Origin of the sequence: Nocardia sp. NPDC052316, assembly GCF_044547795.1 — a bacterium.
Lineage (GTDB): Bacteria > Actinomycetota > Actinomycetes > Mycobacteriales > Mycobacteriaceae > Nocardia.
The window spans coordinates 349177-363576 of record NZ_JBIUBB010000007.1; the positions used below are offsets into that span (position 1 = coordinate 349177).

9 protein-coding genes are annotated in these 14400 nt (G+C 69.3%); 2 read left to right on the forward strand and 7 right to left on the reverse strand.

Annotation, left to right across the window (positions count from 1 at the left end):
* Positions 1-48: 48 nt before the first annotated feature.
* Both ACIHA7_RS33135 and ACIHA7_RS33140 read right to left on the reverse strand, forming a co-directional pair.
* A complete protein-coding gene (locus ACIHA7_RS33135) occupies positions 49-876 on the reverse strand; it encodes an endonuclease/exonuclease/phosphatase family protein (protein ID WP_397295063.1) in 828 nt (275 codons plus the stop codon).
* Between the two features lie 31 nt (positions 877-907).
* Positions 908-2137 (reverse strand): NAD(P)/FAD-dependent oxidoreductase, encoded by a 1230-nt coding sequence (locus ACIHA7_RS33140; RefSeq protein WP_397295065.1) that lies wholly within the window; start codon positions 2135-2137, stop codon positions 908-910.
* A gap of 102 nt (positions 2138-2239) precedes the next feature.
* On the opposite strand from ACIHA7_RS33140, the gene ACIHA7_RS33145 reads away from it, so the two are divergent.
* Positions 2240-3109, forward strand: a complete 870-nt coding sequence (locus ACIHA7_RS33145; protein WP_397295066.1) for a LysR family transcriptional regulator — start codon at positions 2240-2242, stop codon at positions 3107-3109.
* 79 nt (positions 3110-3188) lie between these two features.
* Here the strand turns inward: ACIHA7_RS33145 and ACIHA7_RS33150 are convergent, their stop codons facing one another.
* The 5 genes from ACIHA7_RS33150 to ACIHA7_RS33170 form a co-directional block, all read right to left on the reverse strand.
* On the reverse strand, positions 3189-7001 hold the full coding sequence (locus ACIHA7_RS33150; protein WP_397295067.1) for a hypothetical protein: 3813 nt from the start codon (positions 6999-7001) through the stop codon (positions 3189-3191).
* A gap of 273 nt (positions 7002-7274) precedes the next feature.
* Complete coding sequence (locus ACIHA7_RS33155; RefSeq protein ID WP_397295069.1) at positions 7275-7535, reverse strand: hypothetical protein; 261 nt, start codon at positions 7533-7535, stop codon at positions 7275-7277.
* A gap of 25 nt (positions 7536-7560) precedes the next feature.
* On the reverse strand, positions 7561-8085 hold the full coding sequence (locus ACIHA7_RS33160) for a hypothetical protein (protein WP_397295071.1): 525 nt from the start codon (positions 8083-8085) through the stop codon (positions 7561-7563).
* A 50-nt stretch (positions 8086-8135) separates the two neighbouring features.
* A complete protein-coding gene (locus ACIHA7_RS33165) occupies positions 8136-13184 on the reverse strand; it encodes a hypothetical protein (protein WP_397295073.1) in 5049 nt (1682 codons plus the stop codon).
* Positions 13185-13289: 105 nt separating this feature from the next.
* Positions 13290-13589 carry a hypothetical protein gene (locus ACIHA7_RS33170; protein WP_397295075.1) on the reverse strand — a complete coding sequence of 100 codons (300 nt, stop codon included), beginning with the start codon at positions 13587-13589 and terminating at the stop codon, positions 13290-13292.
* A gap of 328 nt (positions 13590-13917) precedes the next feature.
* Between ACIHA7_RS33170 and ACIHA7_RS33175 the strand changes: the two genes are divergently transcribed.
* Entirely contained in the window at positions 13918-14376 is a 459-nt protein-coding gene (locus ACIHA7_RS33175; RefSeq protein WP_397295076.1) for a PaaI family thioesterase, read from the forward strand.
* The last annotated feature ends 24 nt before the right edge of the window (positions 14377-14400 follow it).

The window sequence follows — 14400 nt, forward strand, 5'->3', positions numbered from 1 at the left end:
CGGCTGCCGCGCTTCCGGACGGTCAGCGTGGGTAGGTCGGCCGATTCCTCACTTGTCCTTGCCGATCTCGACGTCGACGACTACCCCGTAGTGGTCGCTCGGCCAGACACCTTCGGTGGGCCGATCGAAAGCGAGTTGCGCGGCACGAATCTCGCAGCGCGCCTTCGGGTGTGCGTGCCAGGAGCCGGTGAATACGTAGTCGAGGCGGCGGCGATGTCCGGGCTGCCGCACGATCTGCTCGAATAGCGCGGCAGCAGTGGCGTTCTCGACGCTCCAGGTGTGGCCGGGTCCGTCACCGGCCACCTCCCATGCGTCGTGATAATGCACGCTGCGTCCGGAGATCGATTGGCGGCCTGTGAGATAGCGGATGCTTGCCGCGTCGGGCTCGGCGTTGAAATCACCGGCGATGATCGTGGGTAGGTCGGTGCGGTGCCTGGCATCGAGATCGCTGAGGGCTACGGCCTGCTGCTCGCGGACGGCTTCGGCATCCAAACGCCAAGCGGCCGTAGTGGATATGAACAGCACCTCGCCTTCGCCGGGCAACGGGACCTCGGCCGCCACCGTGCACCAGGGGACGTCCCCGGCACCAGCGAGACGCAGATCGAGCACTTCCACGACCCGGTGGGGCCAGCGGCTGGCCACCGCGGTGCCGCCGTAGCGGTCGACGAAGGGCGGGGTGTAGGCCATCACGTCGGCCTGATGGGTGCCGTGCAACCCGGTGCCGTCCAGCAGCGCGTCGAGCTGCTCGTTGTCGACGACTTCCGACAGCGCGACCAGGTCGGGGGCCAGGCGACGCAACTCCTGGTTGAGCAGAGCCGGTCGACGGGGGTCGCCCTCCTTGTTCTGCACGTTGATCGTGACGATACGCAGATGCATTGGTGCGCAGCCTCTCTGAACTCGCGGCTGGTCAGCCGACAATCGTGGCCGGATCGACTGCGGGATCGGTGAGCCGGTCGACCTCGGTGTAGGGGTGGTCGCGGATGATCCGTTGCCACTGCTCGAATTCGCCGCTCCGGCCGACACACGCCGCCGCTACCAGGCGATCGTCTTTCCAGAACAGGGCGGAGAAATCCAGATCCCCCGGTTCACCGCGGACCGAGCAGCCTTGCTCGCCGTAGACGTCGGCCGCGTCGGGCCACCCGCAGATTTCCAGTCGGGTGCCGAACTGCTCGGACGTCGCCGACGGGACCGGTGCGTAGGAAGTCTTGTTGCCCAGCATGTTCCGCGCCGCGGCAGTCGCCTGCTCCATGGCATGGCGGTAATGCTCGATCCGGTACAGCCCGCCGAGCAACGGGTGGGTGATCGTGGTGACGTCACCGGCGGCGAACACCCCCGGCGCGGAGGTACGGCACCATTCATCGACGACGATGCCGTCGCTGACGGTGAGTCCGGCGCGTTCGGCAAGCCCCGTCTCGGGAACCATGCCGACCGCAGCCACCGCGAGGTCGGCGGACCAGTTGGTGCGCCCGTCCTCCGCTACCGCCACCACACCGTCGTCGGTTTCGATCACCCGGTCCAGGCGCACACCCAGTCCGAACCGCACACCGTTGCGTCGATGCAGCGCGGCGAAGAGGCCACCGAGCCACGGCGGTGCCACGCGGCCCAGCGGTGCGCCTGCGACTTCGAGGACGGTGACCTCGCACCCGAGCGAGCGGGCCGTTGCCGCCACCTCCAATCCGATCAGTCCCGCTCCGACGACCAGCAGCGAGCGCTGCTCGGTCAGTGCCGCGCGCAGCGCGAGCGCGTCGGGCAGGGTGCGCAACGTGCGCGCACCGTCCATTCCAGGGAGCCGCCGGGCTCGGCCGCCGGTGGCGAGCAGGAGCTGGCTGTAGCGCAAGGACGAACCATCCTCGAGCGTCAGCGTTCGCGCCGCGGGATCCAGCTCCCGCACACAGATCCCGGTGCGCAGGTCGATGTTGTTGTCCGCCCAATCCTGTGGTGGCGCAACGACGATGTGCTCGGGCTCCGCGTACCCGGCCAGCAGGCCTTTGGACAGCGGCGGCCGCCAGTACGGTTGGCGCGGCTCGTCGCCGATCACGACGAGCGGGCCCGCGTAGCCTTCCGCGCGCAGCGTCTGGGCGGCGGTGGCGCCGGCCAGGCCGGCACCGACAATGACGAGGGGATCCGGGGAGTTCATAGATCGAACGCTAAGCCCGCAGGCCTCATGCCCGCCAAGACCAGTTCTGCCATAAACTCATGCCTCTGAAAGCATCAGCTAGGTGGCACACGGAGGAACCGGATGGACCTACTGCAACTGCGCTACTTCCAAACGGTCGCCCGGCGCGAGCACATCAGTCAGGCCGCCGCGGAGCTGATGGTGGCGCAACCCTCGGTGAGCCGGACGATCGCGCGATTGGAGAAGGAGCTCGGTGTCCCGCTGTTCGACCGCGTGGGACGGCAGGTGCGGCTCAACGCCTTCGGCGCGACCTTCCTGCGCCGAGTCGACCGTGCGCTGTCCGAACTCGACGACGCGCGTAGCGAATTGGCCGACGCCGCCGGGCTCGACCACGGCCGCGTCACGGTCGCCGCGGAGACCCTGCTGACGATCACCGGCTTGCTCGCCCGATTCCGCGCCGAGTATCCGGGCGTCGACGTCCGCCTGTTCCAGTCGAACGCCGAAACGATGCAGCGGCAGCTCGCCGATCGCGAGGTCGACCTGTGCTTTGCTTCGCAACCACTGGACGGCCCCGCATTGCAGTCCGTCGAATTGTGGCGCGAGCAGGTACTGCTGGCCGTGCCGCTCGCGCATCCGCTCGCCGCACGCGACCGGATCACCATCGCGGAGTTGGCCGACGAGCACTTCGTCACCTGCCGCCCCGGCTACTGGCCGCGGACCCTGCTCGACCGGTTGTTCGCCGAAGCCGGATTACAACCGTCGATCTCGTGCGAGGGTGACGAGCCCGGCGCGACCGGCGATCTGATCAGCGCCGGCCTCGGCATCGGGCTTGTCCCAGCGGGTTCGAGGCAGGCGGCGCCGCGCTACCCGGTGGCCTGGCTGGAAGTGGACAACCCCGGCTGCGAGCGCGTCTTGAATCTGGTGTGGCGGACGGACACCTACTTGTCGGCGGCCGCCCGGAAACTGCGTGACCGCGCGCCCGTTTTGCAGTAGGAATATCCCCGCGAATCTGCGTGTCGCCCAAACTGATTCGAGAGCAGAAGCGCGACTTCCCCAAACCGGTGTTCCGCCTTCAGCAAGGGCGCACGTAGGGCAAGGACGGGAGCAGGTCGTGCCAGGTTCGCTCGTCGACGTGCACGGCGGAGGAGTCGCACAGTTCCGCGGCGACCGCTTCCGGCGCCAAGTACCACAGGGCGGACAGTTGGTCGCCGATGCCGAGCAGGCGGGACTCGTCGCGCGGGTCGAAACGCAGGAACCAGGTCGAGCCGATTCTCGCCTCGATCGGGTCGCCGAGTGGCTCGATGTCGGACGGGTCGGCGATGTTCCACAGCCGGGCGACCCCGTCGTCACCGCCGGAGGCCAAGCGGCTGCCGGATTGGTCGATGGTCAGGGTCCGCACCGCGTCGGTGTGCGCGCGGATCGCGTCCAGTTCACGGATCCGGGCAGGGTCGGTGATGTCCCAGGAGCGGATCATGCCGTCGCCGTCGGCACCGAACAGGGTCTTACCGTCCGGAGCGAAGGCCAGTGCGCGCACGACCGCGCCGTGCTTGCCCGGCACGGTCGCTACCGGCGTACCTGGTGCGGCCATGTCCCACAGGTGGATTCGCGCGTCCTCGTCGGCCGCCGCGACAAGCCGACCATCGGGCGCGAACGCGGCGAGCTCGATCGCGCTGTCGTATCCGGTCGACAGTCGGCCGAGCGAGCGTCGGTCGGGCACGTCCCACAGCTGCAGTGATCGGCGGTCGACTCCGGTGAGTAGACGGTCCCCGCTCGGGCCGAAGGCAATCGGGCCGCCGAGACCGGCGTCGGGCAATGAACCAGTCGGCGTCGGCCGTCTCGGATCGGTTAAATCCCACAGTCGCACTTCACCGCTGCCTGCGGTAGCCAGCAGCGAACCATCCGGCCGCAGAGCGACTTTGGCTCCGCGCCGGTCCGGCGGCGCGTCCGCGGGCAGCTCGCTCAGCAACCGGGTGTCGAACGGGGTGCTGACGTCCCACAGCGCGATCTGTCCGTCGTGCAGCCCGCTGGCCAGCACCTTGTTCGCCCGGTCGAAGCTGACGGAACTGAGCGAGCCCGCGAACGCGAGGGCGAGATTGCCCCGCGCATGCCGCCACGTCCGGATCCGTCCGTCCCAGCCCGCAGTGACCATCTGGGTGTCCGAGACGATCACGAAAGACCGGTTCGTACCGCTGTTTCCGCTCAGCTCCCGCCCGATCGGGGACACTCGATCGGGGCGGCTGGTATCCAAGTTCCGCACGGCGCCATCGGCGTCCGTCGTGACCAGCAGTCGCCCGTCCTGCCAGAATTGCAGCGAGGCGATCGCGACCGGGCGGGTCTGTTTCCGGCCGACCAGCCGTGGCAGCGCCGGATCGGACACGTTCCACACCTGCACCACGCCGTTGCCGGTACCTGCCGCGAGCCGACCACCCGGGCCGAAAGCAATGGCTTGCACGGCTCCTTCGCTGTCGAGCGGTGCACCCAGTGAGATCGGCTGTTCGGGGTTGTCGGTCGACCAGAGGCGAACGGTACGGTCCTCGCCGGCGGTGGCGAGGACCGGGGCGTCCGGCGCGAGCATCAGTGACCGTACTCCGTTGGCGTGCGCGGTAACCGGTGCACCCAACCGCCGAATAGCTTGTGGTGTCTCGACATTCAGGAAGTTCAGTGTGCCGTCGACGGCTCCGGCGACAACGGTGCGTCCGTCGGGCAAGAAGGCGACCGAGGTGGTGGCCGTTCCAGCGTCGAACTCACCGAACCTGCCCGCCCCGGCGGGGTTGCTGATGTCCCAAAGCCGCACTGTGCCATCGCTACCCGCACTGGCAAGCACCCGCCCGCCCGGACCGAACGCGACAGACTCGACATGACCGCGATGACCGGCCAGCGCCGGTCCGGTCGCGGTGATCGCCTGCGGATTCGAGAGGTCCCACAACCGGATGAGGCCATCGCTGCCCGCACTGGCCAGCAACTTCCGATCCGGGCTCAACGCGAGCCCGCGGACCAGTCCGTCGTGAGCCGCCGCCGATGCGATATTCAGCGGCAACAACTGCATCGCAAGTAGCCGGGCTCGGGCGGCCGGGTCAGCAGGGCTCAGCCGATATGCGGCCAGCGCGAGCTGGGTCGAGAGCCCAGGGTCCACCCCGTCGATGCGCTGCGACTCCTCGATCAGCTGGCCGAGCACGACATCCTTGTGCTCCTGCGCTACGGACGCGCGCTGGGTGATCACGACCACCGAAAGCGCCAGCGCCACAACGGTCAACGCGGCAACAGCGATAGAAATCAGCCGTCGGCGCACGGTTCGGAAGCGCTGTTGTTCCGACGCCGCGGCCACGAACTCCTTCGCGAGCCGGTTGGCGGAGTCCGTGCGCCGCATCCACGCGACCGCGTCCTCGAGCCTGGTCCGCGAATAGAGCAGTGACACCGGCCTGCCCTGACGGGCCCACTCGCGTGCGTCCGCTTCGATGCGCTGGCGCACCGGCGCGAGTTCCTTCTCCTCCGACAACCATTCGACCATGCGCGGCCAGCCGGTCAGCAGCAGATCATGGACCACTTCGACTTCGTCGTTGCGTTGCACGATTATTCGCGCGCGAGTCAGTCGGGCGATGACCGCGCGGGTCGCCTCCGGGTCGGCGGACTCGGCGATCAGCAGCTCGACCGGCATCCGGTCGCGCACCGCCGCCGTCGGCCCGATGATCGTCAGCGCGACCAACGCGTGCCTGGCGGCGGCGCGTTGCCGATCGGTCAGCCGGGACCAGAACTTCTCGGCGCCCACCGCGCTCACCCGGGCCAACCCACCCGCTTCGCGATAAGCCTCCAGCGTCAGCGTTTTGCCCCGCCGGTTTGCCCAGGTCGCGGCCAGCGCGAAGGACAGCAGCGCGAGTCGCACCGAACTGTGCGGCTCGATGGCGTCGAGATCCTGCAGCAGCGTGTCGACCAGGCTGTCCTCGATACGCAGACCGGTGACCTCGACGGGCCGGACGATCGCCTCGCGAAGTTCCTCCGGTGTCATCGGATCGAGCACCATCGCGTGCGCCCGCAGCACCGTCATCAGCAGCGGGTACCGCAGCAGTTCGGGTAGATGCGCGGCATCGAACGCAATGACAACGGTGGTCGGCGGCTCGACGCCGGAAGCGGCGAGCGTCGCCAGCACAGCCAGGAACTGTTGCCGCAGAATGTCATTGCCGCATCGGGTGAACAGCTCCTCGCCGCGGTCCACCACGAGCAGGCAGTGACCTGGTGGCCGCGCATCGAGTGCGGCGGCGAGTGCGGCCATCGGGTCGTCGCCCGGAGTCATGGTGATCGGCGTTCGGTGTCCCGATGCGGCCTGGAGCCCGGCGGCGAGTAATGAGGACTTGCCGACTCCCGAAAGGCCCAGCAAGACAGCCATTGCCGGGCCCCCGCCCGCTTCCGCATCGGAAACCAGTTGGAGCAGTCGCTGTTTCGCTTGCTCGCGGCCGAAGAACAGGTCACTGTCCTCGGTTCGGTACTCCAGCAGCCCGCGGAAGGGCTCGCGACCGATGTCGATGCTCGGCGGCTCGACCTTTGCCGCCTCCCAATCCGCGCGCCACCGCGTCAGATCCAACAAGCTGGCGTCGGCGGGCGGGCGGGCGGCAGTGCGGCGTTTCGCTTCTCCGATCAACACCTCGAGCACGGGCTGGATCGAGGCGAAGGTGGCCGGTGTCCGGTTGCCGCGCCGCCAGTCGCTGATCCGCTGGGCGGTGACCCGGCCGCCGTCGCGGGTCTGTTCGTTCGCGGCGCGGACCACCGATTTCACCGGCGGCGCGCCTGCCGCGGCGAAGAGCTGGCCGAGGCGGGCGGCGAAGACGCGGCGGCCTTCGGCTCGGCTCGACCCGCTCGGCACCGGCCGGGAGTGCGCTGTGCGCTCGTCCACCGTCGCTACCGGCGCGCGGGCGGGGTTGGGAATTGTGGGCAGATCAGCGAACAAGACAATCGCATGTGCTCCACCGAGGTGTCGGGTTGTGGAACAGAGCCGAGGTCGTGCTGCGACCGACCGAGTGGAGTGCCCCCGGGCGGCTTGCCACCGGGCGCGCCCGGTCGAGCGGCATCCAGATCGTACCAGCCGGTTTGCTCTGACCCGGCGGACACGACGAGGCACACCGCGGATGCAGTCACGGTGTGCCTCGCGCGCCCATCATGGGACTGGCTACAGCCCCATGAGGATTGCGTTCTGCACCGCGGGGACGAAGCCCAAGGTGCCCGTCAGCATCAGGCCGACGCCGAGCCCGACTTGACGGTGCCGGTTCCACCAGCCGACGGGGCCGACGCGGGGCTCGTGACAGCGGGCGATGGTGTCGTCGTCGGTGGCGTTCTGCTCGTAGTAGCCGAAGCAGACCGGTGCGGCGGCGGTGTCCAGCAGTCCGGCGAAGGGGGCGGTACTGCTCGGCGCGGATCTCGTCTCGAACATGATCGAAGCTCCTTTGCTCGTCGGTTCAGCTGATGGCGTCGGTCCAGGGATCCATCAGGGTGTTGTAGACGTCCCTGGTGAAATCGCCGCGACCGACCAGGTCGCCGAGCACCGCCGCCGTAACCGCGCGGTTGATCGTGCTCAGCGCCCCGACCCCGCCCAGGGAGGCGAGCAGCCCGCCGAAACCTTCGGCGCCGCCCGAGATGGCCGGGGTAATCGACTGTCCCGCAATAAGTCCCGCGATCTGCACGGCGCGGGTGCGGCCGAACTCCTTCGCCGTCACGGCCGCGATCGCCGCGGTTTGCGTGTCGGCGGTCGACGTACGGAAGCTCGCCAGCAGCCGCTCGATGCTTTCGTTGGCGGACGACCCTGCCGTGAACCCGGCGTCCTTGTTGGCGTTGAGTTTCGCCATTTCCTCGGGGGTCAGCTGGGCGGCGCGCTCGACGATCCGCACGACATCGCGCCACTGTGGGCCGTAGAGGTACTCCAGGTGCAGGGCCGGGTCGGAGGTATCGAAACCGGCTTCGGCATTGTTCGTCTCAGGGTTCATCGTTGGCTCCGAGTTCGTTGTAGGAGAGAGGGTTTCGGTGAGATGCGGGCTCATACGGACACCGTGACCAGACGGCGATCGCCCTGGTCGGTGGCCCGCCCGTCCGCCGCACCGATGCCGACGAGCGGGATCTCGGCCTCGGCCGCCGCGCGCTGCGGGGCCAATGCCTTCTGCAACGAGGCAATCAGATCCTCGAGGCTTGCGGTGTCCGGGATGTCGTCGAGGAACTGGGTTCCGGTCGGGGTCATGCCACTGTCGGAATCCCCGCGCTCGGTGTTCTGGTCGCGCCAGGCGCGGATCGCGGAGACGAGGTAGGACTTCACATCCGGGAGCGAAAGCCCGACCAGCGGCACCACCACGATCACCGCGAGCACGAGCAGCGGCAGCACGACCACCAGCGGCAGGAAACCGCCGACCAGCAGCAGTGCCGCCGTCGCGGCCAGCAGCAGCGGAGCGCCGACCAGTGCCGCCCCACCGACCAGTGCCGCCCCGCCGACCAGCGCCGCCCCGCCCACGGCCGCCGCCAACGCCGCTGCGCCGAGTGCGGCAGCGGCGCCGACCGGTACCGCTATCGTCAACAGCGTCGCAAGCAGGGCGATCGTCAGCAGCACAGCCAGTGCCGCAGGCACGCCCAAGGCAACCAGCGGCAGGCCGATCACCGCCACCGCCACGGCACCGGCCGCGATCACCGAAGCCGCCACGGCGGCGACCGCCAGCAGCGGCAGCGCCGCAAACGCCAGCGCGAGCAAGCCGCCCGCACCGAGCAACGCGACGACCGCACCGAGGGCAATGGCCCCGACCACCAGAGGCGCAATACTCAGCGCCGCCAACGCGACCGCCCCCGCGGTAAGCAGCGCGACCGTCGTCAGCACCGCACCAACCGCCAACGCCCCCAACACCAGCGGCGTCGCCACCGCCAGCACGGCAATCGTGCCCGCCACCGCCAGCGCAAACGCCCCGAACGCGATCAACCCCGGCGCGGCCAACGCGGCAGCCACAGCGACTGCGACCGCACCGGATGCACCAAGCGCGACCAGCCCCGGCAGAGCCAGCGCCGCAGCCACAGCCACCGCACCGAACGCCAAGGCTCCCAACACAATCGCTACCGGAATACCCAGCGCGGCGGCCGCACCGGTGGCAAGCAGCGCGACCGTGCCGATCGCAGCACCAATGCCCAGCGGGATCAGCACCGGCAACGCCAAAGCCGCGAGCGCCACCGCGCCGACCGCGAGCAGCGCGCCGGTCCCGATAGCGGCACCCACAGCCAGGGCACCAACCACAACCGGTGCCGCTACCAGAGCCAGCACCGACAGCACGGCAGCACCCGTGGCAAGCAACGCACCCGTCCCGATGACCGCGCCAATAGCCAACGCACCCAACACCACCAGCACCGGCAACGCCAGCACAGCAAGCCCGAGCAGCACCGGCAACACCAGCGCAGCGAGCGCCACAGCGCCAACCGCGAACAGTGCACCCGTCCCGATAACAGCACCCGCAGCCAGGGCACCGAGCACAACCGGTGCCGCTATCAGTGCCAGCGCCGACAGCACGGCAGCACCCGTGGCAAGCAACGCACCCGTCCCGATGACCGCGCCAATAGCCAACGCGATCAGCACCGGCAGCGCCAGCGCCGCCAACGCGACCGCGCCGACCGCGAACAGTGCGCCCGTCCCGATTACAGCACCGACCGCGAGCAACACCGGCACCGCAACCGCAGCAAGCGCGGCGAGAGCGAGCGCACCTGTGGCGAGCAACGCGATCGTTCCGACTACTGCACCAATGCCCAACGCGCCCAACACAAGCAGCGCAGGCAAAGCCAGCACGGCGAGAGCGCCGAGCACTACCGGAGCCGCCACCACAGCTAGAGCGGCCAGCGCACCCAGCACCGCGATAATCGGCAATGCCAGTGCGGCAAGGACAAGGCCGCCGAGCACGATCGGCACTGCCAGCGCCGCGATGGCGGCCGCCGCGAGCAGACCGCCGAGTGCCGCCAGGACGGGTGAGCCGAGTACGGCGGTGATGACGAGCGCGGCGAAGGACAGGCCGGCCAGGATGACCAACGTGCCGACGGCGAGTCCGGCGAGGGTGACCACCGACGCGGTCACCGCGGCGGCGATCACGATCGCCGCGACCACGGCGATGGCGGCGAGGGCGACCAGCGCGGGAATTCCGGTCCAGCCCGCCAGCAGCACTACTGCCACCGCACCGAGGGCCAGTACGCCGAGGGCGACGGCGGTGCCGAGGGCGATCGCGCCGAGCGCGGCCACTCCGGTGAGGGTCGCCGCGAGGACCGTGACCACGGCGGCCAAGGCCAAGGCGGCCAGGCCGATCGCGTTCGCGACACCGAAGACGGTCAACGCGATCACCGCGGCAAGGGCGAGCGCACCGAGTACGACCACCCCGACCAGACCGATGGCCGCGAGCGCGATCAATGCGGGCACGCCCGTCCACCCGAGCAGCAGCACCACGGCCACCGCGGCGAAGGCCAACACCAACGTGGTCGCCACCCCGGCCAACGCCAGCGCACCGAGGGTCACCGTCCCGGCCAGACCCAACCCGAGCGCACCGAGCACGACCACCGCGACCACGGCCAGCGTCGCCAGCGCGGCGGCCCCGAGCCCGAGCAGAACCGGCGCCGCCACCACCGCAAGAGCAATCGCGCCGAGCACCAACGCCGTCAGCGCCACCGCACCCGCGCCGATCAGCGCCCCGATCCCGACAACAGCAACTACCGCGAGCACCACGGGCACCGCGACGACAGCCAACGCGGCAAGCACGGCCGCACCAGTAGCGAGCAGTGCCACGGTCCCGATAACAGCACCTATAGCCAACGCGCCCAACACAATCAGCACAGGCAACGCCAGAGCAGCAATCGCGAGCGCACCCAACACAAACGGCGCGGCAACCACCACTGCCGCAATCGCGAGCCCCACCACAGCCGCCACCGCAAGCGCACCCAACACGAACGGCGCGGCCAGCACCGCGAGCGCCACCACAGCCGCCACCGCAAGGGCACCCAATACCAACGGCGCGGCAAGCACCGCGAGCACTCCGGCGCCTACAACCAGCGCCGCAAGCACCGGCAGCGCCACCACCGCGAGGGCAACCACGGCGGCGAGCGCCAGGGCGGCGAGAACGAACGGCGCCGCGACGACGGCGAGCGCGACCAGTGCCGCCACTGCGGCCAGAGTGACTACCGCGGCGACTGCGGCGAACGCGAGCAGTGCGGGTCCGCCGAAGACCGCGATGACGACCAGCGCTGCGAAAGCCAGTGCCGCAAGGGCGATCACAGCACCTACGGCGAGGGCAGCGAGCGCAACCACCGCCGCGACGACGAACGCGGCCACCACGGCCAGTGCGGCCACCACACCCGCCGCGACAACGATCGCCGCCACCGCGGCGATGGCTCCGATGATGAGCAGCGCGGGCAACCCGGTCCAGCCCAATACGACGAAGACGATCACCGCGGCGAGCGCGAGCACTCCGAGCGTGGCCGCCACGCCGAGGGCGATGGCACCCAGCGCGATCACCGCAGGCAACCCCAACGCGAAGAGCGCGGCCAACGCGGTGAAGGTGACCGCACCGATCACGATCACCGCGGCCAACGCGAGCGCGGCCAACGCGATCGTCTCCACCACGGCGAACACCGTCAGCGCGACGACCGCAGCCAGGGTCAGCGCACCGAGGGTCACCACGCCGACCAGCGCGAGCGCGGCGAGCGCGATCAACGCGATCGGCCCGGTCCACCACAGCGTCAGCACGACCACCAGCGCGGCGAAGCCGAGCACGGCGACCGTCGCGACCGCGGCAAGACCCAGCGCACCCAGCGTCACGATTCCGGCAAGGCCGAGCCCGACCAGACCCAGCACGACCAGCGCGGGCAACGCCACTGCCGCGAGCGCGATCCCGCCGAGCACCACCAGAACCGGCAGCGCGACAACAGCGAGCACGACGCCGAGGACAATCAGCGCGGGCAAGGCCACCGCGGCCAGCACGATGCCGCCGACCAGCAGCGCGCCGATGATCAGCGGCGCGGCCAGCAGTGCGACGGCACCGATCGCCAGCGCGGCGACAACCCCGACGATCATCACGGCGGCGAGCACCGGCAGCGCCAGCAGGGGCAAGGCCGCGTCGCGGCGACTGTTGATCAGCCCGCTGTCCAGGACCAGGTTGCGGATCTCCGTCAGCACCGGTGCGAGCGCGGTACTCAGCGAGCCGACCGGATCCGCGACGAGCTGCCTGATCCCTTCGGCCAAGCCCTGCAACGGATCCGCGCCACCCACGGTCTGCCCGAGCATCGGCGTCAGCAGATCGCGCAATGCTTGGGTGGGGTTCGGCTCGTCCTTCGGGAAGTCGAACAGGGTCTGCGCCTGGTTGATCAGGTCTTCGATCGGCGAGCTGATCGGGTCCCGGCGCGTGCCTGCCTGTTCGATCGCCTGGTTGACGAAGGCGAGCATGTCTTCGACGGGTCCGCGCAGCGGCCCGCTCGGGAAGGTCTTGTCGGCCCAACCGGCCAGCTGCCGCAGATCGACACCGGTGCTGATGACCTGTTCCGCGACCGCCGCCACCTCGGTGACTTGGGAGGGTACGAAGCCGAGCGGGCCTGCCGCCGGAGTAGTGCCGGGTGCCGCAGCGGCGGGTCCCGGCTGGGCGGCGGGCGGCGCCGGCGGTGTGGTGAAACCGCGAATCATGGTGCCCGCGTTTTCGGCCGGGGTGCCCGCGGTGACGTTGTCCAGCGCGTTCAGCGCCTGATCCACCATGTTCTGCCCGGCGGGGCCGAAGTTGGTTGCGACGTTGCCGAGTTCGGGCACGGCCGCACCGATGTCCGGTACGGATTCGCCGAACTCGGTGATCGCCCCGCCGATCGCGTCCCCGAGACCGGGCACCGCGGAGTTCAATCCGGGAACGAACTCACCCGGATTGGCCGGGATCGGCGGAAACGCGGGCGCTTCCGCCGCCGCCCGGCCGGTCGATACCAGCACGGTGGCGAGCGAGGCGAACGCGGCCGCGGCGTACAGGCCGCGACGATTCCGTTTTACTGCCTTGCGGTGCTTCGCACCTTGTTTGGTGGTCCTGGAACGCTCGTGAGTTACCGACATGAGGAACCTTTCGATCGAACAGGAATGCAGCGAGGACCCAGCCGAGAGGAACTGGGCATGCCGAGCTCGGAGCGAGCTCGCTGAACGAAGAAGGAGTTGGCGGGGTCAGACCGGGCCGTATTCACCGGTCGCGCACACCGCCCTGGACCACCCGCCGGCGGCGCCCACGGTGGTCCCGATCCGGGTGTGCAGTACGCCGCCGATATCGCGACACCTGATGTACGCGTGCTGCCCGACCCCCGCCCCCGGTTCACAGGTGATCGTGAGCTGGTTCGGCACCGCGTAGTCGGAGATACAGCCGGCGGGCGGCGGGTCGGCTGCGGCCATACCCGTGACGAACGCGGAGCAGACGATGGTCGGCAAGCACACCACAGCTAATAGCTTGCAACTGCCGGTGATGTTCATGCGACCAGAGTCGGACCGGCACGCGAACCGCGTCAACCAGCAAACCGGGCGTCCGCGATATCCTCGCAGCTCAGAGCATATGTCCGACTAATCCCACGCGGATAATCGTAACCAAAATCTGACACATAACCCCTTGACATCCACTCGTCAGTACTATGTGGGCACTCCCTTGATCCTTAACGCAGCGATCTTCTAGCAACATTCACCCGACCCCATCCCACCCACTGAAGGGACAGATTTTCACTGCTACGCTCGCGCAAAAATGGGTTGGACGACACCAGACTCCGACCGCGACACCAACCGGTCAGCAGGCCGAGCGAGGAGACCGATGGACCTCCAGGAGCAGTTCGATCAGGCCACCCCGGAGGTCCGCTCCCGGATCCGAGCCAGCTTCGACCGCCAGGGCCTGATGCGACACCTCGGCGCGCAGCTCGGGCACATCGGGCCGGGGCGCGTGCATATCCTGCTCCCCCACCGCCCCGAGGTGACCCAGCAGCACGGATACATCCACGCAGGCGCGACCAGTGCGATCGCCGACAGCGCGGGTGGCTACGCGGCGTTCACCCTCTTCCCGGACGACACCACGGTGCTCACCGTCGAGTACAAAATCAACCTCCTCGCACCGGCGTCCGGCGATCACCTCGAAGCCGTCGGCACGGTCCTCAAACCCGGCCGCACCCTGACCGTCTGCCAACTCGAGGTCTTCGCGGTGCGCGGCGACGAGCGATCACTCATCGCAACGGGACAGCAGACCCTCATCTGCCTCCCCGCGCGTCCCGAACAGTAGCCACAGGGAAAAACCCGCACCCGA

Coding starts and splice junctions, on each gene's coding strand:
- ACIHA7_RS33135 (WP_397295063.1), bottom strand. CDS start 876: ATGCATCTGCGTATCGTCACGATCAACGTGCAGAACAAGGAGGGCGAC.
- ACIHA7_RS33140 (WP_397295065.1), bottom strand. CDS start 2,137: ATGAACTCCCCGGATCCCCTCGTCATTGTCGGTGCCGGCCTGGCCGGC.
- ACIHA7_RS33145 (WP_397295066.1), top strand. CDS start 2,240: ATGGACCTACTGCAACTGCGCTACTTCCAAACGGTCGCCCGGCGCGAG.
- ACIHA7_RS33155 (WP_397295069.1), bottom strand. CDS start 7,535: ATGTTCGAGACGAGATCCGCGCCGAGCAGTACCGCCCCCTTCGCCGGA.
- ACIHA7_RS33160 (WP_397295071.1), bottom strand. CDS start 8,085: ATGAACCCTGAGACGAACAATGCCGAAGCCGGTTTCGATACCTCCGAC.
- ACIHA7_RS33165 (WP_397295073.1), bottom strand. CDS start 13,184: ATGTCGGTAACTCACGAGCGTTCCAGGACCACCAAACAAGGTGCGAAG.
- ACIHA7_RS33170 (WP_397295075.1), bottom strand. CDS start 13,589: ATGAACATCACCGGCAGTTGCAAGCTATTAGCTGTGGTGTGCTTGCCG.
- ACIHA7_RS33175 (WP_397295076.1), top strand. CDS start 13,918: ATGGACCTCCAGGAGCAGTTCGATCAGGCCACCCCGGAGGTCCGCTCC.